The sequence below is a fragment of the Kitasatospora sp. NPDC058965 genome (assembly GCF_042741245.1).
GTDB lineage: Bacteria > Actinomycetota > Actinomycetes > Streptomycetales > Streptomycetaceae > Kitasatospora.
Genome location: NZ_JBHYKG010000059.1, coordinates 8,184 through 34,022, shown reverse-complemented (window position 1 = coordinate 34,022; position 25,839 = coordinate 8,184). Strand labels below are relative to the sequence as shown.

Here is a 25,839-nt window from a genome sequence, read left to right as displayed (position 1 = left end):
GGTCCGACGCCCCTCGCACACCCCTTCGGAGCCCGGAGAGCCGAACCCTCATGACCACCGCCCCGCTGCCCCAGCCCGTCACCGCACCCCCGCCCGAGACGGACCGGCCCCGCCGGATCACCGCGCCGCTCACCCGCGGCGACCGGATCTTCCGCACCGGTCTCCAACTGGCCGGTTACTCGGTGTTCCTGATCATGGGTCTGATCGCCTTCTTCCTGCTGCTGCGCGGCACCGACGCGCTGCGTGCGACGGGGTGGCGGTTCCTGACCGAGACCAGGTGGAGTCCGGCCGCGCACACCTTCGGCATCGCCGCAGTGCTGCCGGACGGCATCCTGATCGCGGTCGTCGCCCTGCTCTTCGCGGTGCCGATCTCGCTGGCGGCGGCCCTGTTCATCTCCGAGTACGCGCCGGTGCGGATCCGCCGGGCGCTGGTCACCATGGTCGACCTGATGGCCGCGGTGCCCAGCATCATCTACGGCATGTGGGGGTTCTTCGTCCTGCAGCCGAAGGCGATCGGCCTGATCCGCTGGGCAGCCCTGCACCTGGGCGGCTTCCTGCCCTTCTTCAAGGTGACCACCGGCGACATCGGCACCTCCTACACCTCCTCCACCTTCATCGCCGGCATGGTGGTGTCGCTGATGATCATCCCGATCATCACCGCGCTCAGCCGCGAGGTCTTCTCCCAAGCGCCGCAGGGCGAGCGCGAGGGCGCCTACGCGCTGGGCAGCAGCCGGTGGGGCATGGTGCGCTCGGTGGTGCTGCCGTTCGGGCGCGGCGGGGTGATCGGCGCGGTGATGCTCGGGTTCGGCCGGGCGATGGGCGAGACCATCGCGGTGGCGCTGATCATCTCGCCCACCTTCAAGTTCACCGGGCACGTGCTGGAGGCCGGCGCCAACTCGATCTCGGCGCTGATCGCCCTGCGGTTCAGCGAGTCGGACAGCTTCTCGATCTCCGGGCTGATGGCGGCGGGCCTGGTGCTCTTCGGCATCACGCTGGTGGTCAACGTGCTGGCCGGCCTGCTGGTCAGCCGGTCCCGGTCCGGCGCGGCGACGGCGGAGTGATCCGATGACCGACACCCTGCAACCCCTGGAGCGCGACGCGATGGCCGAGGCCGCCCCGATCACCCACCCGGCTCCCGAGCGGCGGCGCAAGCTCGGCGGGGTGACCCGGGCCGAGGTGGTCAGCCTGCTGGCGGCGGCCGGCAGCGCGCTGGCCCTGGACTGGCTGCTCTACGAGCGGGTGCTGCCGTTCAGCGGCGCCCAGGGCTTCCTGCTCCTGTGGTACCTCTTCTTCCTGGGCCTGACCTACGCGATCGGGGTCGCCCAGTGGCCGGCCCTGCACGTGCGCGAGCGGCTGGTCTCCCTGGTCGCCTGGAGTGCCGGGCTGCTGCTCTTCGTGCTGATCGGGCTGCAGCTCTCCTTCCTGGTGATCAGGGGGCGCACCGCCCTGGGCCACGCCAACTTCCTCACCCAGACGATGATCCACACCTCGGCGGTCTCCACCCTCGACTCCGGCGGCGCGCTGCACGCGGTGGTCGGCACCCTGGAGCAGATCGGCCTGGCCACCCTGTTCGCGGTGCCGCTGGGCATCGCGGCGGCGGTCTACCTCTCCGAGGTGGGGGGCCGGGCCGCGCGCCCGGTGCGGATCCTGGTCGAGGCGATGACGGCGCTGCCCTCGATCGTGGCGGGCCTGTTCGTGCTGGGCGTGGTGATCCTCACCGCCGGTCTGGAGCCGAGCGGCTTCGCGGCCTCGCTGGCGCTGACCGTGATGATGATGCCGATCATCACCCGGGCCGCCGAGGTGGTGATCCGGCTGGTGCCCGGAACCCTGCGGGAGGCCTCGTTGGCGCTGGGCGCCAGCCAGTGGCGCACGGTCTGGAACGTGGTGCTGCCCACCGCCCGCCCGGGCCTGGCCACCGCGGTGATCCTCGGCATGGCCCGCGGCATCGGCGAGACCTCCCCGGTGCTGCTCACCGCCGGCTTCACCGCCGGGATGAACTACAACGCGTTCTCCGGGCACCAGGTGAGCCTGCCGCTGTACATCTGGAACTACATCCGCCAGCCCTACCCCGTCATGGTCACCCGTGGCTTCGCCGCCGCGCTGACCCTGATGCTGCTGGTGCTGGTGCTCTTCGTGACCGCCCGGGTGATCGGCGGCAACCGCCCCGGCGGGCCGACCCGGCGTCAGCGACCGGTGTCCGAGCCGCAGTCCGCCGACCCGCAGGCGCTCGCCCGGCCGGCGGCCACCCGATGAGACCGCCCCGTCCCGGCACCGACCGGGGAACCCACGTCCGCACCGGAACCACCGGAGGAACCGCCATGCCGTGGGCAGCCGCTCACACCCGAACGGGTCGACCCGGTCGCCTCGTGGCCCTGCTGGCCTCGGCCGCGATCACCGCGCTCTCGCTGACGGCCGTTCAGGCCACCCCGGCGGCGGCCGCCAGCGCCCTCAACGCCGACGGATCCAGCTGGGCCGGCCCGGCGATCGAGAAGTGGCGCACCGACGTCGCCGACCGGGGCATCACCATCAACTTCACCCCGAACGGCTCGGCGGCCGGCCGCAACCAGTGGTCCGCGGGCCTGGACGACTTCACCGCCTCGGACGTGCCCTTCCGCACCGCCCAGGACACCGGTGTCAGCGCCACCAACCAGACCCTGGGCTCCGGCAACCCGGAGAACCCGGTCTACGGCTACTCCTACGTGCCGATCACGGCCGGCGGCACCGCCTTCATGTACAACCTGAAGATCGGCAACACCCAGATCACCGACCTGCGGCTGTCGCCGGACCGGCTGGTCGACATCTTCACCGGCAAGATCACCTTCTGGGACGACCCGGCGATCACCGCCGAGTACGGCCGGTCGCTGCCGCACCTGAAGATCACCCCGGTGATCCGTTCCGACGGCTCGGGCGCCACCGCCCAGTTCACCCGCTGGATGGAGCACACCCACAAGAGCCAGTGGGACGCCTACTGCACCAGCCTGAACGGCGTGGCCTGCGGCGACTACACCGAGTTCTTCCCGCCGGCCGGCAACATGCTGGCGCAGAACGGCTCGGACCAGGTGGCGCACTACATCATGCAGCCGCTGGGCCTGGGCTCGATCGGCTACGACGAGTACGCCTTCGCGCTGGAGTCCAACTGGCCGGTGGTGAAGGTCCGCAACCCGGGCGGCTTCTACGTGCTGCCCACCGCCTCCAACGTGGCGGTGGCGCTGACCAAGGCGAAGATCCGCGGGGTGGACGACTCGACCTCGCCGGACGACCCGAACTACCTGCAGCAGAACCTGGACGAGGTCTACAGCAACAACGACCCGCGCTCGTACCCGGTGTCCAGCTACAGCTACCTGATCGTGCCGCGCGACAACGCGGCCAACAAGCCGCCCAAGCGCTTCACCAACGACAAGGGTGCGGCGCTCAGCCAGTACCTCTCCTACGTGCTCTGCGCCGGCCAGGCCACCGGGCACGGCGGCATCGACGAGATCGGCTACTCCCCGATCCCGCGCGGCCTGGTCCGCGGCGGACTGCTGCAGATGAGCCACATCCCGGGCAACAGCAGCAACGTCGACCCCAACACGCTGAACAACTGCGCCAACCCGACCTTCGACAGCAGCGGCCGACTCATCATCCTGGACAACGCGCCGCAGCCCAACGCCTGCGACGCGGTGGGCATGCCGCTGAACTGCGACCGCAACCACCCCTCGGCCACCCCGGCCGGCGGCTCCGGGGGGTCCGGCTCCGGTGGTTCGGGCGGGTCGGGCTCCGGCGGTGGTTCGGGCGGGTCCGGTTCCGGCGGTGGTTCGGGCGGGTCCGGTTCCGGCGGCGGCACCGGTGGTGCGGGCACGGGCGGCGGTACCGGTGGTGACGGGGCCGTCATCGACCCGCAGACCGGCGAAGTGATCGCCGCGGGCTCCGGCGGTTCGGGCTCCGGCGGCACCGCGCAGGTGGCGGCGAACCTGGTCAACGTCGACAGCCGGCCGCAGGAGTGGACGCTGACCGTGCTGACCGCGCTGGAACTGCTCGCGGTGGTGCTGGTGCCGCCGTTCCTGGGCAGCTGGCTGCGCCGCCGCCGGGGCCGGGCGGGCGGTGAGCAGCGGTGAGCGCTCCCACCGTCCACCGACCGGCCGCCGAGGACGACACCGTCGTCCTCCCCGCGGTGCCCACCGGGCCGACCGCCTCCGACGCGCCGTCCGGCGGCGGCCGGGTGCGGCTGGCCCGGGCGGGCTGGGCCGCGACCCTGCTCTCCGGCCTGCTGCTCGGCTTCGTGGTCTACCTGCTGGCGCTCTCCCCGCTGCAGGAGGCGCACGACCAGTCCACCTCCTACCAGACCTTCCGCTACGCGCTGGCCAACGCGCTGGCCCCGACCGGCTCGGCGCCGGACGGCGACCCGGTGGCGGTGCTGGACATCCCGCGGATCGGCCTGCACCAGGCCGTGGTGGTGGAGGGCACCACCGGGCGCGACCTGATGCGGGGGCCCGGGCACCGGCGGGACAGCGCGCTGCCCGGGCAGTCGGGTGCCGCGGTGCTGTTCGGCCGCGGCGCCTCGTTCGGCGCGCCGTTCGGCCGGCTGAGCGAGCTGCGGGTCGGCGACAAGATCGAGGTGACCACCGGTCAGGGGCGGTTCAGCTACACCGTGAACGCCTACGGGGACAGCACCCACCCGATCCAGGACGCCGCCGCCCCGGCCCGGCTGGTGCTGGTGACCAGCGACTCCGGCTGGATCCCGACCGGCACCGTGCTGGTCGGCGCCCGGCTGGACGGCGACCCGCAGCCGAATCCCCACGGCCGCCCGGCCCAACTCCCCGCCGACCACGCGCTGGCGCAGGACACCGGCGCACTGGCCCCGCTCCAGCTCTGGGCGGCCGGGCTGCTCGGCGCGGTGCTGCTGGCCACCCTGGCGGTGCGCCGCTGGCACCGGCGGGCCGCCTACCTGGCCTTCACCCCGGTGCTGGCCGCGCTGCTGTGGGCCTGCTACGAGAACGCCGCCGCCCTGCTGCCCAACCTCTACTGAGGCGCACCGTGCCCCAGTCGACGCTACTTCGGGAAGGACCCGTCCGATGACCACCACCGTCCCCCGCCAGGCCGGGGCGGCCGAGCCGGAGCGGCTCTCCGGCCTGGCCACCCGTGACCTGTCCGCCTGGTTCGGCACGCACAAGGTGCTGGAGCGGGTCTCGCTGGAGATGGCGGCCGGCGAGGTGACCGCGCTGATCGGTCCGTCCGGCTGCGGCAAGTCCACCTTCCTGCGCACCCTCAACCGGATGCACGAGATGGTCCGCGGCGCCGCGCTGGCCGGCGAGGTGCTGCTCGACGGCGAGGACGTCTACGCGCACGGGCGCCGGCCGGCCGAGGTGCGGCGCCGGATCGGGATGGTCTTCCAGCGGCCGAACCCGTTCCCGGCGATGTCGATCGAGGACAACGTGGCGAGCGGCCTCAAGCTGGCCGGGATCAGGGTGAGCCGGGAGCACCGCGCGCACCTGGTCGAGGAGAGCCTGCGCCGGGCCGGACTGTGGAACGAGGTGAGCAGCCGGCTGGGCACCCCGGGCGGCGCGCTCTCCGGCGGCCAGCAGCAGCGGCTGTGCATCGCCCGCTCGCTGGCGGTGGAGCCGGACGTGCTGCTGATGGACGAGCCCTGCTCCGCGCTGGACCCGACCTCCACCCGCCGGGTCGAGGAGACCATCGCGGAGCTGCGCGGCCGGCTGACCGTGGTGATCGTCACCCACAACATGCAGCAGGCCCAGCGGGTCTCGCAGTCCTGCGCGTTCTTCCTGGCCAGCCACGACACTCCGGGCCGGATCGTGGAGGCCGGGCCGACCGAGCGGATCTTCTCCGACCCGGCGGACCAGCGCACCGCGGACTACGTGAACGGGCGGTTCGGCTGACCCGGTGCCGGCGCCCGGCGGGTCAGAGCGCGGCGAGGATGGTCTCCAGCACCTGGGCGACCCCGTCGTCCTGGTTGCTCACCGTGTGCCGGGCGACCGCGGCCAGCACGTCGGGGTGGGCGTTGGCCACCGCGTAGGAGGTGCCGGCCCAGGCCAGCATCTCCAGGTCGTTGGGCATGTCGCCGAACGCCACCACCTCGCTGCGGTCGATGCCCAGTTCGGCGCACCAGCGGGCCAGGGTGGCGGCCTTGGTCACCCCGGGGGCGCTGATCTCCAGCAGTGCGATCGGGCTGGACCGGGTGAGCTCGGCGAGGTCGCCGACCGCGGCCCGGCCCCGGGCCAGGAACTCGTCCGGGTCGAGCTCGGGGTGCTTGGCGAGGATCTTGTAGCTCTGCCGCGGGCCGTCCTGGGCGAGCAGTTCCTCGGCCGGCGCGATCAGGTGCGGCTCGTCGTCGCCCCACATCCGCACCTCGTAGTGCGGCTCCCGGGCGAAGCCGGTCGGGTACTCGAAGGCGACCGCGGTGCCGGGCAGTTCGGCCCGCAGCCGGCGCACCACCTGCCAGGAGGTCTCGGGGGTCAGCGGGAAGGTCTCCAGCAGGCGCTCGCCGGGCACGTCGTAGACCGCGCCGCCGTTGGAGCAGATCGCCACCCCGTGGCCGCCGATGTGCTCGCGCAGCAGCTGCATCCAGCGCGGCGGGCGACCGGTGACGAAGACCACCTTCAGGCCGGCCCGCTCGGCGGCGGCCAGGGCGGCCGCGGTGCGGTCGGAGACCGAACCGCCGTGGCACAGCAGGGTGCCGTCGAGGTCGGTGGCGATCAGGCGGGGGCGCGGGGGTGGCTGGGTCACCCGGTCATCCTCGCAGGCCCGGCGGGCGGGGCCCACGACGGTGCGGCCGATAAAAATGACGGCGCGCGGTCAACCCCCGTGTGACCGTGCGCCGTCGTGGCGGCCGTCTATTTTGTTGGACGGTCGCTACTTGAACATACGCTGAACCCTCCGGGGGCTGTCAACCGTGATACCTACGGGCGGATCTGCACGATCCGGTCGTTTGGTGCGTCTACTACGGTGGATACTTGTAGGCACAGGGGCCCGGGGCGGACGAGGGAGCGGCGATGTCGGAGCGCGAGCAGGCGTCGAGCCGTTCGATCGCCGAGAAGCTGGACCACCTGTTCCGCGAGATCCACCCCTCCGGGCGGGGTCCGTTCAGCTACCACGAGGTGGCCCAGGCCATCCGCGAGCAGGCCGGACCGGACGGTCCGACCGTCTCGCACGGCACCCTGCAGCAGATCCGCACCGGCGCCAAGACCAACCCGACGGTGAAGACCCTGGAGGCGATCGCCGCCTTCTTCGGCGTGCCGGCCGCCTACTTCCTGGACGACACGGTGGCCGAGCGGGTGGACGCCCGGGTCCGCGAGCTCAAGGCGGAGCGGGTGGCGGCGGCGCCGGACCAGGAGCAGGCGGAGCTGGCCGGGGTGCTGGCCGACCGGGAGGTGCGCGCGGTGGCGTTCCGGCTGGCCGGGCTCTCGCCGCGGGCGCTCAAGGGGCTGCGCTCCATCATCGACCAGGTCAGGGCGGTGGAGGGGCTGCCCGAGGTGGGGCGGCGCGGGCGCCGCGCCTGACGCTCCGTCGGTCTGCGGAGGATCTTGTGCACCGCATGTGACCAGAACTCGACCGAACGCTTATGCTTCTCGCTCGATCGTGTCGGTGTGCGGCGCTCGCGGCGCCGGTTCGGCAGGGGTGGCAGTGGTAGCGGTGGCGCAGAGGGCGGGGCGGCCATGAGGTGGCGCAAGCGGCCCGGGCCCGGGCTGACCGCCCTGGTGGACCGGATCGCGGTGCCGCAGCCGTTCCAGCTGGCCGAGTTCTGCGACCGGGTGGCCGCCGAGCGCGGCCGGCCGCTGCGCCTGGTGCCGCTGGCCGACACCGCGGGTCAGGACCTGCCGTGCGGGCTCTGGCTCGGCCTGGACGAGGTCGACCTGGTCTTCTACGAGGCCGGCGCGGCCCCGATCCTGAAGACCCAGATCGTGCTGCACGAGATCTCCCACATGCTGCTGGACCACGTCGGCCCCGACACCGGCACCTCCGCCGAGCGGGCCGAACTGGCCGCCCGGGCCCTGGCGGACCGGGAGGCGGCCGACCGGGACCTGGGGCTGCGCACCGACCGGGTGCTCGCGCTGCTGGCCCGCAGCGGCTACAGCAGCCGCCAGGAGTCCGACGCCGAGTCGCTGGCCACCCTGCTGCTGGAGCGGGCCACCCGCGCCGACCGCGGGGCCGGCGCGCCGGCCGGCCAGGTGCTGGCCCGGCTGGACGACGCCTTCGGGCACCCGGTGCGCCGCTCGTGACCGGCGCCGGCCACCCGCTCGACCAACTCCCGCCGCACCCCTCGCCGGTCAAGCTGGCGATCCTGGCGCTGCTCTGGCTGGTCACCCTGTGGCGGCTGCCCAGCGCGCTGCGCGATCCGCGCCGGCGCACCCTGTGGACCGCCTTCGCCGGGGCCACCGGGCTGGTCACGCTGGGCCTGCCGATCTGCACCCGGGTGGTGGACGGCGGCACCGGGGTGCACAACCTGGTGATCCTGGTGAAGCACCTGATCGGCCTGGTCTCCTGCCACGCCTCGCTCAGCTTCGTCGCCGAGACCGCCCGCCCGGAGCTGGCCCGACGGCTGCGCCGCCCCCAGTGGGGGCTGCTGGCGGCCGCCGCGGCCGGACTGGTCGTCAGCTTCTGCCTGCTGCGGCAGCCCAGCGAGGTGGCCGACTTCTACCAGGGCTACCCCGGCTCGGTCCCGGCCGCCGTCTACGCCGCGATCGTGACCGGCTACCTCGGCTCCGCGATGGGGCTGGGCTGCTGGCTCTTCACCACCAACGCCCGCCGGGCCGCCCGGCGCTCGCTGCGCGCCGGCCTGGTCGTGCTGGCGCTGGGCACCGCCTCCGGCTTCCTCTACACCGTGCTGCGGGTCTGGCAGATCCTGGACCAGCTGGCCGAGCGGCCGATGTTCCTCAGCGAGGACGTGCTGTACGCCTTCGAGTGGGCCGCCATCGCCCTGGTGCTGCTGGGCAGTCTGCTGCCGGCCGGCGGCGTGGCGCTGCGGGCGCTGCGCGACTGGCGCACCGCCCGCCGGCTGGCCCCGCTCTGGACGGCGCTGACCGAGGCGGTGCCCGAGGTGGTGCTCACGGCGCGGCTGGGCCGGGCGCCCCGGGTGCGGCTGCACCGGCTGGTGATCGAGATCCGCGACGCGGCCCTGGTGCTCGCCGGGTACGCCGACGCCCCGCTGCCGGCCGACGCGGACAGCGAGGCCGAGGCCCGTTGGCTGCGCGCCGCCGCGGCCCGCCGGCGCGGCGGCCTGGCCCCCGGCCACCGGGGCGCGGCGACCGGCGACACCGCCATCGACGAGGTCGACTTCGACGCCGAGACGGCCCGACTGCTCCGACTGGCCGGGGCCTACGCCCGCGGCTGAGCCCCGCGCATACTGTTCAGTCCGCCCGCTTACTGTTTATGGAATGCCCGCTACGCGCATCAACTTCGGTTCAGGGCAGGAATTCCGGCCGCTGCCCTTTACCATTTCCCCGGTTTTTGTGCGCAGTTGTTGACGTGAATTCAGCGGCTCTGCTTTGCTACCGGCAGTCGGACCAGCAGACCGTCAAACTCCCTCTGACGGCTCGACAGTTCGCACCGGCCGACGGCCCGGGGATCACCCTCCGGAAACCGGTCCGCACGGTGGTGCGCACGGCTGTCCGCTCCCTGTTCCCCCCACGCTCGGCCGCCGCATCCCCCAATGGCGCGCGGCCGGCAGGAGAGAGGCACCCTCACATGGGCACTTCCCCCATGAACCGCCAGTCTCGGATCAAGGCCCTGACCGGGCTGACCTCCCTGATGCTCGCCGGCGCGGCCTTCGCGGCCGCCCCGGCCCAGGCCAACCAGCCCGGCGATGAGTTCGCGGGCAACTCGCACCCGTACCGGCACGGCGTGGTGAACGCCAAGGGCCAGGCCGGCTCGGCGCGCACCCGCACCAGCAACCTGAAGTTCGGCGGCGGCGTCGACGGCATCGGCGTGACCACCGGCCCGCAGAAGGTCTACCTGGTCTTCATGGGTACTCAGTGGGGCACCCAGGGCACCGACGCGAACGGCTACACCACCCTGTCCGGCGACCCGATGGGCGTCGGCGTGCGCGCCCAGCAGCTCTTCAAGGGCCTGGGCACCAACGGTGAGACCTGGTCCGGCGTCATGACCCAGTACTGCGAGGGCGTCGCCAAGGGCGCCGGCACCTGCGGCACCGCCGGCACCCACGTCGGCTACCCGACCGGCGGCGCGCTGGCCGGCATCTGGGTCGACGAGTCGGCCGCGGCCCCCGGCCAGGCCACCGGCAACCAGCTGGCCGCCGAGGCGATCAAGGCCGCCGGCCACTTCGGCAACACCACCGCGGCCTCGAACCGCGACGCGCAGTACGTGGTGCTGTCGCCCACCGGCACCCACCCGGACGGCTTCAACACCTCCACCGGGCAGTTCTGCGCCTGGCACGACTGGAACGGCGACACCACCCTGAGCGGCGGTGCGGCCTCCTCCCCCTACGGCGACGTGGCGTTCACCAACGACCCGTACGTCACCGACATGGGCACCTCCTGCGGCCAGAACTACGTCAACGCGGGCAGCGCGGGCACCCTGGACGGCGTGACCATGGTCTTCGGCCACGAGTACGCCGAGACCATCACCGACCAGAACCCGGCCGGCGGCTGGACCGACTCGTCGGGCTCCGAGAACGCCGACAAGTGCGCCTGGAAGGGCACCGGCGGCGTCGGCGGCTCGCAGAACGTCACCTTCGCCACCGGCTCGTTCGCCATGCAGGGCACCTGGGCCAACGACTACAACGGCGGCGCCGGCGGCTGCGAGATCTCGCACCCGATCGTCCCCTGACACCCCGTCACCACCCCGGGTGCGTGCGGATCACACCCGGCCCTGGTCCTTCAGCACCCGGCGGGCCTGGGCGAAGAGCATGCCGACGTTGACCGACTTGCGGCAGACCACCACGGCCACCACCTCGTCGTTGCTGTCCACCCGCAGGAAGAGGTGGGCCAGGTTGTCGCTGTTGACCAGGATCTCCTGGAAGTAGTGCCGGTCGCTCACGATGCCGCGGCGCTCCTTGAAGATGCCCTCGATCATCACCACGTTGCGGCCCTGGAACAGGTCGAGGGTGGCCGCCGCCAGCATGTCGAGGACCTCCGGCGGGTGCGAGTCGACGGTCTCCACCGCGAGGAGCATGCCGGTGGACATGTCGATGACGCCGGCGGCCACGCACTCCGGGACCTCGGTGCGCAGGTTCTTGACCAGGCTCACGACCCGCTCGCTCATGCTCCGGGTGTCCCGGGTGTCCGGCATGTTCATCGTTCTCCTTCGTCCGTGGTCCGTGGGTCTTGGGTCTTGGGTCCTGATCCGGTGCCGTCAGTTCGCCGCGGCCACCGGGCTGTCGGCGGTGAGCAGGTCGCCGATGCGGTCCGCGGACCGCTGCGCCTCCAGGTGCAGCCGTCTGACGTCCAGGCCCGCGTCCCCGAGCACGCCGAGCAGCGCCATCTCGCCGACCGCCTGGGCGACCAGGAAGCCGTCGGTGTACCGCGCCGTGGTGTGGTGGAGCAGTCCCTTGCCGGTGAGGCTGCCGGCCCGCCGGGCGACGCCGAGGGCCGCCGCGGTGAGCGCGGCCAGGCTGTCGGCGCTCTCGGCGTCGCCGGTGTCGGCGGTGATCAGCAAGCCGTCGGCGGAGGCCACCACGACGTCGGTGACGCCGACGACCCGCTCCCGCAGCGCCCGCACCTCGGCGGTCAGCCGGTCGTTCCTGTCAGCCACGTTTCTCCTGTCACGGGCGCGCTCGACCTCGGTCGAGCCGCCTTGCTCGAATCCGCACCCGGTCCCGTCGGACACCGGGTGGGGAGGGTCAACCGGTGCCCCCGCCCGCCCGGTACTTCGCGACCAGCGCCGACGGGGGGCGCCAGGCACCGGCCGCGGGCCGCAGCGGCAGCACCTCGGTGATCCCGCTCGCGCCGGGCAGGCGCTGCGGCAGCGGGGCCGGTGCGGCGACCGGGTGGTCCGGGGCCGGCGTCGTCCGCGCGAGTCGCCCGGCCGGCGGGGGACCGGCGCCGCCGGGCGACCCGCCGGCCGGCCCGGTGGCGAGCAGGCCCTCGCCCAGCAGCCGCGACACCTCGACCAGGACGGCGTACAGGCTCCGGCCGAGCAGGAAGGCGATGTCCCGCGCGCTGCGCCGGCCGTCGGCGCGGCGCAGGATCTCCCGCCGGTCCCCGGTCGTGGACCGGCCGAGGAACGCGGCGCCGGCGTCCGTGCGGACCAGGCGGTCGTGGAACGGGGAGAACGCATGTCCTGGTGACCGCAGCGCCCTGATCCGCCGTTCGGTCTCCCGGAGCAGCCAGTCCGGTTCCACGCCCTCCAAGGCGGCCAGGCAGTCGCCGCAGCCCTCGCCGTCCAGGGTGAGGCCGTCGATCCGCCCCAGTCCCACCGCCAACGCGCCGTCCACGGCGGCCATCACGCAGATCAACTGCCATTCCGCGGCCCCGACCAGGTCCCGGGCGATCAGCTCGACGCCGATCCCGCCGTCACCCGCGCCGGCGTGGCAGACCGAGGCCCATTCGCTCTCGCTGACCCGGCCCGAACGCAGCAGCAACGTGTCGGCCCCCGGCGCACCGGGCGAGGTCACCTCGACGATGGCCCCGTCCCGCAGGTGGAACGAGCCGCCCGGATCCCCGGCCACCAGCAGCGTCCCGGACCTCAGCTCACGAGAACCGCCCGCCAGGATGCGGGCGAAGTCCACCCGCGGCCCGCCCGGTCGAGCGGTCACGGGCAGCGGCGGCGGGAGCGCTCGGTCGACGATTTCTGACATGCCTCTGCAATCAGCCGAATTCCAGCGGCCACCGCTGACATCGGTCGAATGCCCGGGCCGGAAATCGCACGCTAGTCGAGCGGGCCGAACCCATGACCGGGGAATGCGCCTACTGTCCGAATGTGTACGCGCATGACTGAGGCCCACTCAGGCTGATCGTCTTATTTTCAGAATTGTTCACCCCCGCCCGTGGCCCGGGGGAGCTCCGGTGCGCCCGGCCACGCGGTGATCGCGGCTACCGAGGATCGTCAGGCGCCGCGACGCTTCGGCGACGTATGGTCGGCCGTATGCGACTGAGCACGGTGATCCTCCCCATCCACCGCTGGAGCGAGGGTCAGAAGATCTGGCAGCGGGCCGAGGACCTCGGCTTCCACGCCGCGTACACCTACGACCACCTCTCCTGGCGGTCCTTCCGGGACCGGCCCTGGTTCGGAGCCGTCCCCACCCTGACCGCCGCCGCGGCGGCTACCGAGAGTATCCGCCTGGGCACCCTGGTCACCTCGCCGAACTTCCGGCACCCGGTGACCCTGGCCAAGGAACTGGTCACGCTGGACGACGTGTCCCAGGGGCGGGTGACGGTCGGGATCGGGGCCGGCGGGACGGGGTTCGACGCGACGGCGCTCGGGCAGCAGGCCTGGAGCGGGAAGGAGCGGGCGGACCGGTTCGCGGAGTTCGTGCCGCTGCTGGACAAGCTGCTGCGCCAGGACACCACCACCGAGACCGGGCAGTACTACTCGGCGGTGGAGGCCCGCAACATCCCCGGCTGCGTGCAGCGGCCGCGGGTGCCGCTGTACGTGGCGGCCACCGGGCCGCGCGGGCTGCGGCTGGCGGCCGAGCACGGGCAGGGCTGGGTGACCTACGGCGACCCCAAGGGCCCGGCGGACGTGCCGGTGGCGCAGGCGCCGGACGTGATCGCGGCGCAGCTGGCCAAGCTGGGTGCGGCCTGTGCCGCGCGGGGCCGGGATGCGGCCGAGCTGGAGAAGGTGCTGCTGCAGGGGTCGACGGCGGAGCGCCCGCTGGAGTCGGTGGACGCGTTCGTGGACTGGGCCGGGACCTACCGGGAGCTCGGCATCACCGAGTTGGTGATCCACTGGCCGGTGCCGGACTCGGTGTTCGAGGGCGACCTGGCGGTCTTCGAGCGGATCGCGACCGAGGGGCTGGCCCAGCTCGGCGGCTGACCCGGGGTCGGGCGGGCGGGCCGGAATCGGGTGCGGATGGTGGTCCGTCAGTTGCGGTTCGGTCACGGCGTGTCCGAATCGTGAAGCAATGGGGGAGTTGGGCCCGATACCTCGTTGAGGGCGTGGCTGAAAATCTCTCATACTTCCAGCTGACTGACGGTCCGCTCCTGGGGGGAGTCCCTTGTCCCAGCCTGATCCCGCCGCGCCCGCCGAACCCTCGGCCGACGCACCCGCCGCGCCGCCGGCCGAGCCGCTCCCGGCGTCGCCGGCCGAGCCGTTCGCCGAGCCGCCGGCGTCGCTCGCCGAGCCGCTCGCCGCGCCGCTCCCCGAGCCGCCGGGCGCCCGGCGCCGACCGTCGCGGGCGGTCACCGTCACCCTGGCCACCGTCGGCCTGCTCGCCGTCACCGCCGCCAGCGCGACCGTCACGGTGGCGGTCGGCAAGCCGGACCACCCGCACCGCGCCGTCGCCGTCCCGGCCCCGGGCGCCTCCGCGGCCGCCGCCGCACCGAGCGCCGCCGCGAGCCCGACCCCGACCCCCGTGCCGGTGCCGAGCCTGACGCTGGCCCCGGCGCCCAGCTCCACGCTGCACGGCACGGTGAACGGCAGCACCCACGGCGGCGACCTGCGCTACTTCCTGCTGCCGATTCCGGACGGCGGCGAGTCCTACGGCTCGCCGGACGGCTCCGCGCTCACCATGGACGACCTGGCCAAGGAGTACAGCAAGTCCACCGACATCAAGTCGGTGCTGGACTCGTACAACTACCAGGAGGCGGTCTACCGCCAGTACCGCACCGCCGACGGTCGGATGGAGGTCTCGGCCCGGTTGATGCGGTTCTCCTCCCGGGACTACGCCCACGACTTCGCGAAGAACGCGACCTTCTCCAAGGGCGACCCGGTCGACGTGGACGGCGACAGCGAGGCCAAGGGCTACATCTTCAAGCCGGAGCAGCAGGCCTTCACCGGTGAGCTGATCGGGGTCTCCTACGTCGGCGACGTCGAGTACGAGATCACCGTCGACGTGAAGGGCGACCCGGACAAGTCGCTGCTGGCGGACGCGATGAAGCGCCAGCGCGACCGGCTGTCCAGCGGTGGCTGAGCCCGCCCTCCCGAATCCCGAGCAGGAGCCCACTGTGAGCACCGAAGTCCCGCCTGCCTCCGCGCAGGAGCCGCAGCCGCCTGCGGGGGAGACCCCGGCGGCGTCCGTCGGGGACCCGGCCGGACCGGCCGCGGCGAGCCCGACGGTCGGCGACGGCCCGGCGGCCGACCAGGACGCGGCGGTTGACGCCCCGTCCGAGGCGCCCGCCGAGCCCGAGTCCGAGCCCGAGCCCGAGTCCGAGTCCGAGCCCGTCGCCGACCCGGCCGCCCCCCTGGCCGCCGAGTCCGAGTCCGAGCCGGAGTCCGAGCCGGTGGCCGACCCCGCCGCCCGCCGGGTCCGTGCCCCCCGCACCGCGGTGCTGCTGGTCGGCGCCCTGCTGCTGGGGCCGCTGCTCGGCGGCGGCCTCGGCTACGCGATCCAGGCCGCCGGCCCGGCCACCCCGCTGCCGGCGCTGCAGCCCGCCGTGCTGCCCGGCTATCCGTCCGGGGCGCTCGGTTCGCCGGCCGCCGCGGCGGCCGCGGACAAGCCGCTGCCCATCGACGGCGACCTGCGCAAGCTGCTGATCGCCAAGCCGGACGGCGCCTCCGACTGGGACGACTACGACTTCGCCGATGCCGGCGAGTACGAGACGGTCGGTCAGATCGCCCGGTCCAAGGGCTCGTCGGACACCGTCTTCTCCCGCCTGCTCACCTCGGGCCTGCGCCGTGCGGTGATCAACACCTGGCAGAAGGACGGGGTGAAGTACAAGGTCGAGCTGATCCAGTACTTCTCCGACAGCGCGGGCTCGGCCTACTCCGCCGCGACCTCCGAGCGCGGCAGTGACACCCACCCGTTCCCGAACGGGATGGAGGGCGCGTACTACGCGGCGACCAAGCCGGAGCAGTACGCCGAGACCACCGAGAACTTCTACTACGGCGAGGGCGTGACCCGGCGCGGCGACGTGCTGGTGCGGGTGGAGGCCTTCGGGACCGCGCAGGTGAACGCCGACGCGATCAGGGACCTGGTCAAGCAGCAGTGGGAGCGGCTGGCATGAGCGAGATCGTCACCGGGACCGCGGGCGAGCAGCCCGAGCCGGTCCACCAGCCCGAGCCCCAGGACGCGCCGCCGCCCGTCGCATCCGCGGAGCCCGTCGCATCCGCGGAGCCCGTCGCGTCCGCGGAGCCCGTCGCGCCGGCCGACCCGTCCGCGGAGCCCGTCGCGTTCGCCGACCCGGCCGCGTCCGCCGACCCGGCGCCGGCCCGTCGCACCCCCTTCGCGCTGAAGGCCACCGCCGCGGTGGCCGCCGCCGTGCTGGTGGGCGTGGGCATCGGCGTGGGCATCATCCAGGTCAAGTACAGCGACGGCACCGCCACCCCGGTCGCCGCCGCCCCCTCCGCCGCGCCGTCCGCCAAGGCCAAGGGCCCGGCCTGGGGCGCGCAGTCCAACGGCACCCACTTCGGCGCGCTGCGCGACCTGCTGCTGCCGGTCCCGGCCGGCTACCAGCTCGGCCCGGACGACGGGCAGTACGGCAACGACACCGAGCTGACCCAGGACCAGCTCAGCTCGGACCTGGACGCGGGCACCTCCGACCTGCCCAAGGACCAGCGCGACAAGGTCAAGGACGCCTTCAAGGCCGAGGGCCACAAGGGCTCGGGCCTGCGCAGCTACCGGTCCGCCGACGCCAAGACGGTGGTGACCATCTGGCTGGACCAGTTCAACCAGAAGTCGGTCGCGGTGCAGAGCGCCGTCGAGGGCGCCCTCGGTTCCGGACTGTTCCGCCAGGGTCCCGAGGTGCCGGGGTACCAGGACGCGCGCTGCTTCCTGCCGCCGGCCAAGCCGAGCGAGCCGATCGACGAGCTGATGTGCACCGCGGCGGTCGGCGACCTGCTGGTCAGCATGCACGTCGAGGGCGTCGCGCCGCTGCCGAAGAGCGAGGCCGTGTCCATCTTCCGTCAGCAGCTGGAGCGGCTGGCCCTCCCGGGAGCGTCCGTATGACCGAGCAGATCCCCGACCCCCAGGCCCAGCCGCTGGGCCCGGCCGCGCCCCCGGCGGTGGTCGACTCCGCCGCGGCGGCCGACTCCCCGGTGCCGACCGCGCCCCCGACCGCGACCGTGCCGGCGCAGGCGCCGGCCGTGCCGCCCGGGTCGCCCGTCGGGCCGCCCGTCCCGCCCCCGGCTCCCGCCTACGACCCGTGGGCCCCGCCGACCCAGCCGCCCGGCCCCTACCCGTACGCCCCCGGCCAGCAGCCGCCCCCGCCCTGGGGTGCCGATCTGCTCGCCACCCAGCGCCCGCCGCGCAAGCGCCCCGCCCGGGCCACCGTGCTGCGCTGGACCGCCGTCGCCGCCGTGCTGCTGGTCACCGCCACCGCGGCCTGCCTGGCCGTCACGGCCCCGCAGCGCACCGACCTGCCGGGCCTGGCCACGCCGAACGACGGCCGGTACACCTTCCCGGCGCTGACGCTCCCCCAGCTCCCGGCGGGCAAGCCGGCCCCGTCCGCCCAGGGCGCCGGCCAGCGGCACTACGCCGACCTGCGCGCGCTGGTCCTGCCGGCCCCGCTGACCGGTGCCAAGGCGGCCCCCGCCACCCCGGCGAACTCCGCGGCCTGCGCGGACTACGCCAAGCTGCACGACGCGACCGCCAACATGCCCACCCTGCTGGCGACCAACGCCTGCCGGGCGGCGGCCACCCGCACCTGGACCGCCAAGGACGGCACCCGCGCCGAGGTCTGGCTGCTGCACTTCGGCTCCCCGGCCGAGGCCCGCGAGTTCTACGACACCCTCTGCGCGGACGGCAGCCCGGTGGCGGTCCCCAACGCGGTCACCGCGGTGGACGACTTCACCCTGGGCCCGGACCAGATCGCCTACACCCGCACCACCAGCACGGCCGGCAGCGCCAACCAGCCGGCCGCCAAGGTCGCCTACCTCTACGCCGGCGACGTGGTGGCCACGGTGCTGATGACCAACCCGCAGGGCGTGCCGAGCCAGGCCTTCCACCAGGTGGTCACGCTCCAGTCGGACCTGCTCGGCTGACGGGCCACCACGACGACGGCGGGCGGTGAACCCCTAGGGGTCCACCGCCCGCCGTCATACCGCAGGACGACCCCCACGCCGTCCTGTCGACAGCTCCCCAGCCGTCCGCGCAGCCACTAGGTTCGAGGGGTGTCCACCGCACCCCCCGCCTCCGCGCCCGTCATCACAACGGACGCCCTCACCAAGCGGTTCCCCGCCGTCACCGCGCTCGACCAGCTCACCGTCGAGGTGGGCCGGGGCGTGGTCGGGCTGGTCGGGGCCAACGGTGCGGGCAAGTCCACCCTGATCAAGATCCTGCTCGGGCTCACCCCGGCCACCTCCGGCCGCGGCGAGGTGCTCGGCCTGGACATCGCCACCCAGGGCTCGCGGATCCGCGAACTGGTCGGCTACATGCCGGAGCACGACTGCCTGCCGCCGGACGTGTCGGCCACCGAGTTCGTGGTGCACATGGCCCGGATGTCGGGGCTGCCGGCCACCGCCGCCCGCGAGCGCACCGCCGACGTGCTGCGCCACGTGGGCCTGTACGAGGAGCGGTACCGCCCGATGGGCGGCTACTCCACCGGCATGAAGCAGCGGGTGAAGCTGGCCCAGGCGCTGGTGCACGACCCGCGGCTGGTCCTGCTGGACGAGCCGACCAACGGCCTGGACCCGGTCGGCCGGGACGAGATGCTCGGCCTGATCCGCCGGGTCCACCAGGAGTTCGGCATCTCGGTGCTGGTCACCACCCACCTGCTGGGCGAGCTGGAGCGCACCTGCGACCACCTGGTGGTGATCGACGGCGGGCGGCTGCTGCGCTCCTCCTCCACCGCCTCGTTCACCGGGGCCACCGCGCAGCTCGCGGTCGAGGTGACCGACAACGCCGACGGCACCGCCGACGCGCTGCTGCGCGAGCGCCTCACCGCGGCCGGCCTGTCGGTCGGCGCCGCGGGCGCCCACGTGCTGCTGGTGCGACTGGCCGGCGAGGACACCTACGACACCATCCGCGACACCGTCGACGACCTCGGACTCGGCCTGGTCCGGCTGGAGCAGCGCCGTCACCGGGTGGCGGAGATCTTCGCGGGAGAGACTGATGACCACTCAGCCTGACACGCCGACCGGCGTCATCCACGACATCGGCTACCGCGGCTACCAGGGCCCGCGGCTCGGCCGCGGCTACGCCACCCGCTCGCTCTTCGTGCAGAGCCTGCGGGCCGCCTTCGGCCTGGGTCGCTCGGCCAAGTCCAAGGTGCTGCCGATGCTGATGCTGGCGGCCGTGGTGCTGCCGGCCGGCGTGGTGGTGTCGGTCGCGGTGCTGCAGCAGAGCGACCAGCTGAGCACCGACTACCCGCAGTACCTCTCCGGGGTCGGCCTGCTGTTCATCGAGATCTTCGTCGCGGCCCAGGCCCCGGTGCTGCTCTCCCGGGACCTGCGGTACCACAGCGTCCCGCTCTACTTCTCCCGGCCGATCACCCGCACCGACTACGTGCGGGCGAAGTGCGCCGCGATGGTCTGCGCCCTGCTGGTGGTCACCGTGCTGCCGCTGCTGGTGCTGTTCGTCGGCGCGGTGCTGGCCGGGATGGACCTGGGCCACCAGAGCGCGCACCTGGCCTACGGGCTGCTGGCGGCGCTGCTCTACTCGCTGGTCTTCGCCGCGATCGGCCTGCTGCTGGCGGCCGCCACGCCGCGGCGCGGCTTCGGGGTGGCGGCGATCATGGGCGTGCTGGTGGTCTCCGGGGTGGTCGCGGAGATCGTCTACGGCCTGGGCGGCGGCCTGCACCAGGAGCCGAGCACCACCGCGAACTGGGCCTTCGTGCTCTCCCCGGCCGGCCTGGTGCAGCGGTTCGTCGACCAGGTCTGCGGGCTGACCCCGGACTTCGCCGGCACGCCCGGCACCCTGGGCACCGTGGTCTTCGCCGTCGAGCTGCTGGCGATCACGGCCGGCTCGTACGCGCTGCTGCTGCGCCGCTACCGGAAGATCTGAGAGGGCGTCATGGCGGTCATCACGATTGACAAGGTCTCCCGCTGGTTCGGCAACGTGGTCGCGGTCAACGACGTGTCGATGTCCATCGGTCCCGGGGTCACCGGTCTGCTCGGGCCCAACGGCGCGGGCAAGTCCACCCTGATCCACCTGATGAGCGGTTTCCTGGCGCCCTCGGCCGGCAGCGTCGTGCTGGACGGCGCCCCGATCTGGCGCAACCAGCAGGTGTACCGGCAGATCGGCCTGGTCCCGGAGCGGGAGTCGATGTACGACTACCTGACCGGCTGGGAGTTCGTGCTGGCCAACGCCGAGCTGCACGGCCTGCCCGATCCGGGCGCGGCGGCCCGCCGGGCGCTGGAGCTGGTGGAGATGACCCACGCGCAGGAACGGCGCACCGGCACCTACTCCAAGGGCATGAAGCAGCGGGTCAAGATGGCCTCGGCGCTGGTGCACGACCCGGCGGTGCTGCTGCTGGACGAGCCGTTCAACGGGATGGACCCGCGCCAGCGGCTGCAGCTGATGGAGCTGCTGCGCCGGTTCGGCGGCGAGGGCCGCACGGTGCTCTTCTCCTCGCACATCCTGGAGGAGGTGGAGCAGCTGGCCCGGCACATCGAGGTGGTGGTGGCCGGCCGGCACGCCGCCTCCGGCGACTTCCGCCGGATCCGCCGGCTGATGACCAACCGGCCGCACCGGTACCTGGTCCGCTCCAGCGACGACCGGCGGCTGGCCGCCGCGCTGATCGCCGACCCGTCCACGGCCGGGATCGAGCTGGACTGGAGCGAGCGGGCGCTGCGGGTGCAGGCGATCGACTTCGAGGGGTTCACCACGCTGCTGCCCAGGGTGGCGCGGCAGGCGGGCATCCGGCTGTTCACCGTCTCCCCGGCGGACGAGTCGCTGGAGAGCGTCTTCTCCTACCTGGTCTCCTCCTGACCGCCCCGGCCGCCACCCGTACCGAAAGGACCTGACACACCGTGAACCTGACCGTGGTCCGGCTGACCGTGCGCGGTCTGCTCGGCCGGCGGCGGGGCGTCCTGCTGCTGGTCGTCCCCGTGCTGCTGCTGATCATCGCCGTGGCCGCCGGCGCCTCGCACGGCGACAAGCACGAGCTGGCCGTGCAGCTGCTGGGCACCCTCGGGCTGGGCACCCTGGTGCCGATCCTCGGCCTGGTGGTGGGCACCGGCGTGATCGCCACCGAGATCGACGACGGCTCGATCGTCTACCTGCTGTCCAAGCCGCTGCCGCGCCGGCAGATCGTCACCAGCAAGCTGGCGGTCGCGGTGCTGACCGGCTGGCTGTTCGCGGCCGTGCCGGTGCTGCTCGCCGGGCTGATCATCTACGGCACCGGGGACGGCGTGGCGCTCGGCTACTTCGTCGGCACCCTGGTGGCCTCGGCCGCGTACAGCGCGCTCTTCCTGCTGCTGGGCACGGTGACCCGCAACGCGGTGGTGGTGGGCCTGGCCTACGCGCTGATCTGGGAGAGCCTGATCGGCAACTTCGTCTCGGGCGCCCGCACGCTGAGCATCCAGCAGTGGGGGCTCTCGGTGGCCCGCGCGGTGGCCGCACCCGGCGGGATCACCGCGCACGTGGCCCTGGGCGCGGCGGTCCCGCTGCTGGTGCTGGTCAGCCTGGGCGCGGTGCTGCTGGCCGCCCACCGGCTGGCCGGCCTCACCCTGGCCGGCGAGGAGTGACCGGCTCCAGCGTGGTGTTGCGCCCGGCGCCCCAGCCGGCCACCGCCACCACGCCCGCCAGGGCGAGCAGCACCAGCAGCACCGCGGTCCAGCCTCCGGTCAGCTGGTGCAGCGCGCCGGCGCCGACCGGGCCGAGCGCCGCGATCAGGTAGCCGACCGCCTGGGTCATCCCGCCGAGCTGGGCGGCCCCGGCGGCGCTGGAGGTGCGCAGCACGATGAAGGCCAGCCCCAGTCCCAGCGACCCGCCCTGGGCCACGCCCAGCACCGCGGCCGCCGCCCAGGCCCCGGAGACCGGGGCGAGCAGCAGCACCGCCACCCCGGCGCCGTTCAGCAGGGCCATGGTCACCGCCAGCGCGCGCTGACGGGTCATCCGGCCGGCCAGCAGCGGGACCAGGAAGGCGCCGGCCACCTGCACCAGGTTGGAGAAGGCGAAGACCAGCCCGGCCTCGTCCCGGGGCATCCCGTGGTCGGCCAGCACGGTCGGCATCCAGGCCACCAGGGTGTAGACCATCAGCGAGGAGACGCCCATGAAGAGGCTGATCTGCCAGGCCAGCGGCAGCCGCCAGAGACCGGTGATCGGCTTGGTCCGGGGCGCGGCCGGAGCGCCGGTCGCGGGCCCGCGCTCCTGACGGCCCCGCAGCACCTGCGGCAGCCAGGCCAGCGCCGCGACCAGCGCGAGCAGCGACCAGGCCCCGAGCGAGGCCCGCCAGCCGCCGCCCAGCGCGTGCTCCAGCGGGACCGAGGTGCCGGCCGCCAGCGTCGCGCCGACCAGCATGGTGGTCGAGTACACCCCGGTCATCGCCGCCGCCCGGTGCGGGAACTCCCGCTTCACCAGACCCGGCATCGAGACGTTGAGCACCGCGATCGCCACGCCGATCACCACGCAGCCCGCGTACAGCGCCACCACCGACGGCAGCACCCGCAGCAGCACGCCCGCGCCCAGCACCAGCACCGCGCCCAGGACGACCCGCTCGGTGCCGAACCGCCGGGTCAGCCGCGGGGTGAGCGGCGCCCCGACGCCCTGGAAGAGCACCGGGACGGTGGTGATCAGCCCGCTCGCGGTGGCCGACAGGCCGAAGGTGCGCTGGACCTCGCCCACCATCGGGGAGATCGCGGCCAGGCAGGCCCGCATGTTCAGCGCCACCAGCAGGATGCCGGTGAGCAGCAGCGCGGGGTGCGCCAGGCGGGAGCGGACGGGGCGGACCGACGTGCGCAGCGGCAGCTGCGCCCGGGTGACGGACATGGTGGGGCGGGCTTTCTGGGAAGGGGAACGCGGCGGACGGGGGAACGGTCCGCCGGTACTACTTGCGCGCGGCGAACTCCGCCAGCAACTGGTCGACCGCCGCGGTGGGCTCGGCCAGCAGGGCCCGGCAGGCCGCCTCGGCCCGGTCCGGGTCGCCGCTCGCGATCGCGTCCACCAGCGCCCGGTGGGTGGCGACCACCACCTCGGGCATCTCGTGGTCGCCGAACGCCGTCCGCATCGCCTCGCGCACCGAGGCGCCGAAGTAGCGGTACACCTCGGTCAGCGCCGGGTTGTGCGCGGCCTCGACCACGGCGGTGTGGAACTCCAGGTCGTGCTCGACGGTGGCCTCGCGGCCCACTCGCTCGGGGTGCGCGGCGATCACCTCGGCCTCGCGGGCCAGCGCGGCCCGCATCCGCTCCAGGTCCTCGGGGGTGTGCCGGACGGCGGCCAGCCGGGCCGCCTCGGCCTCCAGCGCGGCGCGCACCTCCAGCACGTCGCGCACGCCGGAGCGCTGCACCCCGCGCAGGACCGCGGCGGGGTCGCTGGTGCTGCGCACGAAGGTGCCCTCGCCCTGCCGGGTGGTGAGCATCCCGGCGTGCACCAGCACCCGGATCGCCTCGCGCACCGTGTTGCGGCCGACCTGCAGCTGCTCGGCCAGCTCGTGCTCGGTGGGGATCCGCTCGCCCACCGCCCAGCCGCCCCCGGTCAGCCGGGCCCGCAGCTGCTCGATCGCGGCGTCCACCAGGGAGCGGCGACCGGCGGCCCGCAGCGTGGCAGCGGGCAGCGCGGGGTCGTCGTTCGCCATCCCGCCACCTCCCGATCCTCGCGCCGGCCTTGCCCGGTCATCCTACAACTGCTCGTCCGGTCATCCTACAACTGGGGCCGGCGTTTGAGTGAAGCTGCAAATCGACGGCCCACCGGTGACTTCGCAATGGTGCCTTTATATGCTCCGCTGAAAGCTCATCGTGTCCGCACCTGATGCGAGCGAGGCCACAGTGCCCCGCGGCACATCCGGGAGGCGCCGAGCGTTGCCTCTGCGCGCGGTCCAGTCCATCGCGCGAGGCTGAATCCGCCGCCGGTGAAGGGTGTACACATGTCAGGCCAGAGGCCCGGAGCCTTCGACGACTCCGGGGACCGGCACGGCCGGTCCACCGACGCGCCGCGCCCCGGCGGACGGCGGGCGGCCCGCGAGGCCGCGGCCGAGCCGGTGCGCACCGGTGGCCGGGCCGAGGCGCGCCGGGCCCAGGCCAAGGGCGGACGGGGCCGCAAGAAGCCGGGCAAGCGGAGCAAGAAGAAGGTCGTCGCCTGGACCGCCGCCGCCGCGGTGGTGCTGGTGACCGCGGCCGGCGGTGCGCTCTACACCTACTTCGACGGCAACATCAGCAGCTTCGACGCGGCCGGCATCTCGGCCGACCGCCCCCCGGCGGCCACCGCGGACGCCAACGGGAACAAGCCGGTCAACGTGCTGCTGATCGGGTCCGACTCGCGCGGCGACGGCAACAGCGACCTCGGCGGCGGTGGCGACGCCGGCGCCCGTTCGGACACCACGATCCTGTTGCACGTCTACGCCGACCACAAGCACGCGGTGGGCGTCTCCTTCCCGCGCGACTCGCTGGTCGAGATCCCGCCCTGCCTGGTCAACGGCAAGTGGACCAAGCCGCAGCCGAACACCATGTTCAACGCGGCCTTCGCGATGGGCAACACCGACAAGGGCAACCCGGCCTGCACCCAGAACACCGTCGAGCACCTGACCGGGCTGCGGGTGGACCACACCCTGGTGGTGGACTTCAACGGCTTCGCCGCGATGACCAGCGCGGTCGGCGGGGTGGACGTCTGCCTGCCGAACGCGGTCTACGAGGGCGACCTCAACCCCAACCTGGGCCACAAGGGCAACCTGATCTTCGCCAAGGGCGAGCAGCAGGTCTCCGGCCAGAAGGCGCTGGACTACGTCCGGGTCCGGCACGGCATCGGTGACGGCTCGGACATCGGCCGGATGCAGCGTCAGCAGGCGTTCCTCTCCTCGCTGATCAAGAAGGTCAAGGGCTCGGGGATGGACCCGACCACGCTGCTGCCGCTGGCCAACGCCGCCACCAAGTCGCTCACCGTGGACCCCGACCTGTCCTCGGCCGACAAGCTGCTCGGCTTCGCCATGTCGATGAAGAACATCGACCTGCACAACATCAAGTTCATCACCACGCCGTGGCGCTTCGAGGGCGCCCGGGTCGCCTGGGTGCACCCGGACGTGGACAACCTGTGGGCCGCGCTGAAGGCCGACCGCACGCTGGACGGCCAGGACGCCAGTGGCGGCCAGCGCCCGGACGCCCCGTCGGGCAGCCCGGCGGCCCAGTCCAGCCCGGCCGCCCCGCCGCCGGTCGCGGCCGGTTCGGTCAACGGCGCCGGCGCCCGGGTGAACGTCTACAACGGCACCACCACCAAGGGCCTCACCGTCACGGCCTCGGCCAAGCTCAAGGACGCCAAGTTCACCGTGGCCGGCACCGGCAACGCCGCCACCCAGAACCACGACACCACGGTGATCCAGTACGGCACGACCGCCGAGGCCAAGTCGGCCGAGGCGCTCGCCCAGCTCTTCCCGGGGGCCAGCGTGGAGAAGAGCGGTGCGGCGGGCCTGAACGTGATCCTGGGCAAGGACTACGCGGCCGCCAACGGTGGCGCCGCGGCCGGCGGCTCCTCGGCCGCGCCGGCCCCGCTGCCGTCCAGCATCGCCAACAACGCCCGCTCGGCGGACGACGACCCCTGCTCCAACCTCACCTACAACTGACCGGGCAGCAGCGAGGCCCCCGCTGCCACGGGAGCCGGGGGCTCGCCGCCGGTTCGGCGGCGCCCGATCCGACCTACATGCGGTCCAGCACCAGTGCCACCCCGTCCTAGGCGTTGATCGCGGGGAACACGTCGGCCCCCGC

The 25,839-nt window shown here is 73.5% G+C and carries 25 protein-coding genes; 19 read left to right on the top strand and 6 right to left on the bottom strand.

What is annotated here, in order from left to right; all coding sequences use genetic code 11:
- Positions 1-50: 50 nt before the first annotated feature.
- From pstC to ACFW1A_RS13005, 5 genes are all read left to right on the top strand, one after another.
- Positions 51-1,061 (top strand): phosphate ABC transporter permease subunit PstC, encoded by a 1,011-nt coding sequence (gene pstC, locus ACFW1A_RS13025; protein ID WP_380408192.1) that lies wholly within the window; start codon positions 51-53, stop codon positions 1,059-1,061.
- A 4-nt stretch (positions 1,062-1,065) separates the two neighbouring features.
- Entirely contained in the window at positions 1,066-2,253 is a 1,188-nt protein-coding gene (pstA, locus tag ACFW1A_RS13020) for a phosphate ABC transporter permease PstA (protein WP_380408190.1), read from the top strand.
- Positions 2,254-2,366: 113 nt separating this feature from the next.
- On the top strand, positions 2,367-4,094 hold the full coding sequence (locus ACFW1A_RS13015; protein WP_380408188.1) for a substrate-binding domain-containing protein: 1,728 nt from the start codon (positions 2,367-2,369) through the stop codon (positions 4,092-4,094).
- The gene (locus ACFW1A_RS13010) at positions 4,091-5,005 is read left to right on the top strand and encodes a sortase (protein ID WP_380408186.1); all 915 of its coding nucleotides are present in this window, start codon (positions 4,091-4,093) and stop codon (positions 5,003-5,005) included. The genes ACFW1A_RS13015 and ACFW1A_RS13010 overlap by 4 nt, the downstream gene beginning before the upstream one ends.
- 46 nt (positions 5,006-5,051) lie before the next feature.
- Positions 5,052-5,873 (top strand): phosphate ABC transporter ATP-binding protein, encoded by an 822-nt coding sequence (locus tag ACFW1A_RS13005; protein WP_380408184.1) that lies wholly within the window; start codon positions 5,052-5,054, stop codon positions 5,871-5,873.
- A 22-nt stretch (positions 5,874-5,895) separates the two neighbouring features.
- Here the strand turns inward: ACFW1A_RS13005 and ACFW1A_RS13000 are convergent, their stop codons facing one another.
- Complete coding sequence (locus tag ACFW1A_RS13000) at positions 5,896-6,720, bottom strand: HAD family hydrolase (RefSeq protein WP_380408182.1); 825 nt, start codon at positions 6,718-6,720, stop codon at positions 5,896-5,898.
- A 266-nt stretch (positions 6,721-6,986) separates the two neighbouring features.
- Between ACFW1A_RS13000 and ACFW1A_RS12995 the strand changes: the two genes are divergently transcribed.
- From ACFW1A_RS12995 to ACFW1A_RS12980, 4 genes are all read left to right on the top strand, one after another.
- Entirely contained in the window at positions 6,987-7,493 is a 507-nt protein-coding gene (locus ACFW1A_RS12995) for a helix-turn-helix domain-containing protein (protein WP_380408179.1), read from the top strand.
- Between the two features lie 156 nt (positions 7,494-7,649).
- A complete protein-coding gene (locus tag ACFW1A_RS12990) occupies positions 7,650-8,213 on the top strand; it encodes a hypothetical protein (protein WP_380408177.1) in 564 nt (187 codons plus the stop codon).
- Positions 8,210-9,325 carry an MAB_1171c family putative transporter gene (locus ACFW1A_RS12985; RefSeq protein WP_380408175.1) on the top strand — a complete coding sequence of 372 codons (1,116 nt, stop codon included), beginning with the start codon at positions 8,210-8,212 and terminating at the stop codon, positions 9,323-9,325. Before ACFW1A_RS12990 ends, ACFW1A_RS12985 begins: the two co-directional genes overlap by 4 nt.
- A 368-nt stretch (positions 9,326-9,693) precedes the next feature.
- Positions 9,694-10,779: a hypothetical protein gene (locus ACFW1A_RS12980; RefSeq protein WP_380408173.1), complete on the top strand. Its 1,086-nt coding sequence runs from the start codon at positions 9,694-9,696 to the stop codon at positions 10,777-10,779.
- 30 nt (positions 10,780-10,809) lie between these two features.
- Here ACFW1A_RS12980 and ACFW1A_RS12975 read toward each other — a convergent pair whose 3' ends face one another.
- From ACFW1A_RS12975 to ACFW1A_RS12965, 3 genes are all read right to left on the bottom strand, one after another.
- On the bottom strand, positions 10,810-11,241 hold the full coding sequence (locus tag ACFW1A_RS12975; RefSeq protein WP_380408171.1) for a hypothetical protein: 432 nt from the start codon (positions 11,239-11,241) through the stop codon (positions 10,810-10,812).
- A gap of 63 nt (positions 11,242-11,304) precedes the next feature.
- Complete coding sequence (locus tag ACFW1A_RS12970; protein ID WP_380408169.1) at positions 11,305-11,703, bottom strand: roadblock/LC7 domain-containing protein; 399 nt, start codon at positions 11,701-11,703, stop codon at positions 11,305-11,307.
- 88 nt (positions 11,704-11,791) lie between these two features.
- Positions 11,792-12,748 (bottom strand): MarR family transcriptional regulator, encoded by a 957-nt coding sequence (locus ACFW1A_RS12965; protein ID WP_380408167.1) that lies wholly within the window; start codon positions 12,746-12,748, stop codon positions 11,792-11,794.
- A 287-nt stretch (positions 12,749-13,035) separates the two neighbouring features.
- Between ACFW1A_RS12965 and ACFW1A_RS12960 the strand changes: the two genes are divergently transcribed.
- The 9 genes from ACFW1A_RS12960 to ACFW1A_RS12920 all read left to right on the top strand — a co-directional run bounded on the left by ACFW1A_RS12960 (position 13,036) and on the right by ACFW1A_RS12920 (position 21,675).
- On the top strand, positions 13,036-13,926 hold the full coding sequence (locus tag ACFW1A_RS12960; protein ID WP_380408165.1) for an LLM class flavin-dependent oxidoreductase: 891 nt from the start codon (positions 13,036-13,038) through the stop codon (positions 13,924-13,926).
- 181 nt (positions 13,927-14,107) lie between these two features.
- Positions 14,108-15,022: a hypothetical protein gene (locus ACFW1A_RS12955; protein ID WP_380408164.1), complete on the top strand. Its 915-nt coding sequence runs from the start codon at positions 14,108-14,110 to the stop codon at positions 15,020-15,022.
- Between the two features lie 34 nt (positions 15,023-15,056).
- Positions 15,057-16,055, top strand: a complete 999-nt coding sequence (locus ACFW1A_RS12950) for a hypothetical protein (protein WP_380408162.1) — start codon at positions 15,057-15,059, stop codon at positions 16,053-16,055.
- On the top strand, positions 16,052-16,996 hold the full coding sequence (locus ACFW1A_RS12945; protein WP_380408160.1) for a hypothetical protein: 945 nt from the start codon (positions 16,052-16,054) through the stop codon (positions 16,994-16,996). The genes ACFW1A_RS12950 and ACFW1A_RS12945 overlap by 4 nt, the downstream gene beginning before the upstream one ends.
- Positions 16,993-18,030: a hypothetical protein gene (locus tag ACFW1A_RS12940; RefSeq protein ID WP_380408158.1), complete on the top strand. Its 1,038-nt coding sequence runs from the start codon at positions 16,993-16,995 to the stop codon at positions 18,028-18,030. The genes ACFW1A_RS12945 and ACFW1A_RS12940 overlap by 4 nt, the downstream gene beginning before the upstream one ends.
- 129 nt (positions 18,031-18,159) lie before the next feature.
- On the top strand, positions 18,160-19,116 hold the full coding sequence (locus ACFW1A_RS12935; RefSeq protein ID WP_380408156.1) for an ABC transporter ATP-binding protein: 957 nt from the start codon (positions 18,160-18,162) through the stop codon (positions 19,114-19,116).
- Positions 19,100-19,990, top strand: coding sequence for an ABC-2 transporter permease (locus tag ACFW1A_RS12930; RefSeq protein WP_380408154.1), 891 nt, complete (start codon positions 19,100-19,102; stop codon positions 19,988-19,990). Before ACFW1A_RS12935 ends, ACFW1A_RS12930 begins: the two co-directional genes overlap by 17 nt.
- A gap of 9 nt (positions 19,991-19,999) precedes the next feature.
- Positions 20,000-20,917 (top strand): ABC transporter ATP-binding protein, encoded by a 918-nt coding sequence (locus ACFW1A_RS12925; protein ID WP_380408152.1) that lies wholly within the window; start codon positions 20,000-20,002, stop codon positions 20,915-20,917.
- Between the two features lie 41 nt (positions 20,918-20,958).
- Positions 20,959-21,675 carry an ABC transporter permease gene (locus ACFW1A_RS12920; protein ID WP_380408150.1) on the top strand — a complete coding sequence of 239 codons (717 nt, stop codon included), beginning with the start codon at positions 20,959-20,961 and terminating at the stop codon, positions 21,673-21,675.
- Here ACFW1A_RS12920 and ACFW1A_RS12915 read toward each other — a convergent pair.
- Positions 21,653-22,918: a CynX/NimT family MFS transporter gene (locus tag ACFW1A_RS12915; protein ID WP_380408148.1), complete on the bottom strand. Its 1,266-nt coding sequence runs from the start codon at positions 22,916-22,918 to the stop codon at positions 21,653-21,655. The two genes, ACFW1A_RS12920 and ACFW1A_RS12915, sit on opposite strands and share 23 nt — an antisense overlap.
- 58 nt (positions 22,919-22,976) lie before the next feature.
- The gene (locus tag ACFW1A_RS12910; protein ID WP_380408147.1) at positions 22,977-23,723 is read right to left on the bottom strand and encodes a FadR/GntR family transcriptional regulator; all 747 of its coding nucleotides are present in this window, start codon (positions 23,721-23,723) and stop codon (positions 22,977-22,979) included.
- A 288-nt stretch (positions 23,724-24,011) separates the two neighbouring features.
- On the opposite strand from ACFW1A_RS12910, the gene ACFW1A_RS12905 reads away from it, so the two are divergent.
- The gene (locus tag ACFW1A_RS12905) at positions 24,012-25,697 is read left to right on the top strand and encodes an LCP family protein (protein ID WP_380408144.1); all 1,686 of its coding nucleotides are present in this window, start codon (positions 24,012-24,014) and stop codon (positions 25,695-25,697) included.
- Positions 25,698-25,839 lie beyond the last annotated feature (142 nt).

Bases quoted from the DNA above. Each gene is read 5' to 3' on its own strand.
- pstC (WP_380408192.1), top strand. From the start codon at position 51: ATGACCACCGCCCCGCTGCCCCAGCCCGTCACCGCACCCCCGCCCGAG.
- pstA (WP_380408190.1), top strand. From the start codon at position 1,066: ATGACCGACACCCTGCAACCCCTGGAGCGCGACGCGATGGCCGAGGCC.
- ACFW1A_RS13005 (WP_380408184.1), top strand. From the start codon at position 5,052: ATGACCACCACCGTCCCCCGCCAGGCCGGGGCGGCCGAGCCGGAGCGG.
- ACFW1A_RS12995 (WP_380408179.1), top strand. From the start codon at position 6,987: ATGTCGGAGCGCGAGCAGGCGTCGAGCCGTTCGATCGCCGAGAAGCTG.
- ACFW1A_RS12990 (WP_380408177.1), top strand. From the start codon at position 7,650: ATGAGGTGGCGCAAGCGGCCCGGGCCCGGGCTGACCGCCCTGGTGGAC.
- ACFW1A_RS12980 (WP_380408173.1), top strand. From the start codon at position 9,694: ATGAACCGCCAGTCTCGGATCAAGGCCCTGACCGGGCTGACCTCCCTG.
- ACFW1A_RS12975 (WP_380408171.1), bottom strand. From the start codon at position 11,241: ATGCCGGACACCCGGGACACCCGGAGCATGAGCGAGCGGGTCGTGAGC.
- ACFW1A_RS12965 (WP_380408167.1), bottom strand. From the start codon at position 12,748: ATGTCAGAAATCGTCGACCGAGCGCTCCCGCCGCCGCTGCCCGTGACC.
- ACFW1A_RS12960 (WP_380408165.1), top strand. From the start codon at position 13,036: ATGCGACTGAGCACGGTGATCCTCCCCATCCACCGCTGGAGCGAGGGT.
- ACFW1A_RS12945 (WP_380408160.1), top strand. From the start codon at position 16,052: ATGAGCGAGATCGTCACCGGGACCGCGGGCGAGCAGCCCGAGCCGGTC.
- ACFW1A_RS12940 (WP_380408158.1), top strand. From the start codon at position 16,993: ATGACCGAGCAGATCCCCGACCCCCAGGCCCAGCCGCTGGGCCCGGCC.
- ACFW1A_RS12930 (WP_380408154.1), top strand. From the start codon at position 19,100: ATGACCACTCAGCCTGACACGCCGACCGGCGTCATCCACGACATCGGC.
- ACFW1A_RS12925 (WP_380408152.1), top strand. From the start codon at position 20,000: ATGGCGGTCATCACGATTGACAAGGTCTCCCGCTGGTTCGGCAACGTG.
- ACFW1A_RS12915 (WP_380408148.1), bottom strand. From the start codon at position 22,918: ATGTCCGTCACCCGGGCGCAGCTGCCGCTGCGCACGTCGGTCCGCCCC.
- ACFW1A_RS12910 (WP_380408147.1), bottom strand. From the start codon at position 23,723: ATGGCGAACGACGACCCCGCGCTGCCCGCTGCCACGCTGCGGGCCGCC.
- ACFW1A_RS12905 (WP_380408144.1), top strand. From the start codon at position 24,012: ATGTCAGGCCAGAGGCCCGGAGCCTTCGACGACTCCGGGGACCGGCAC.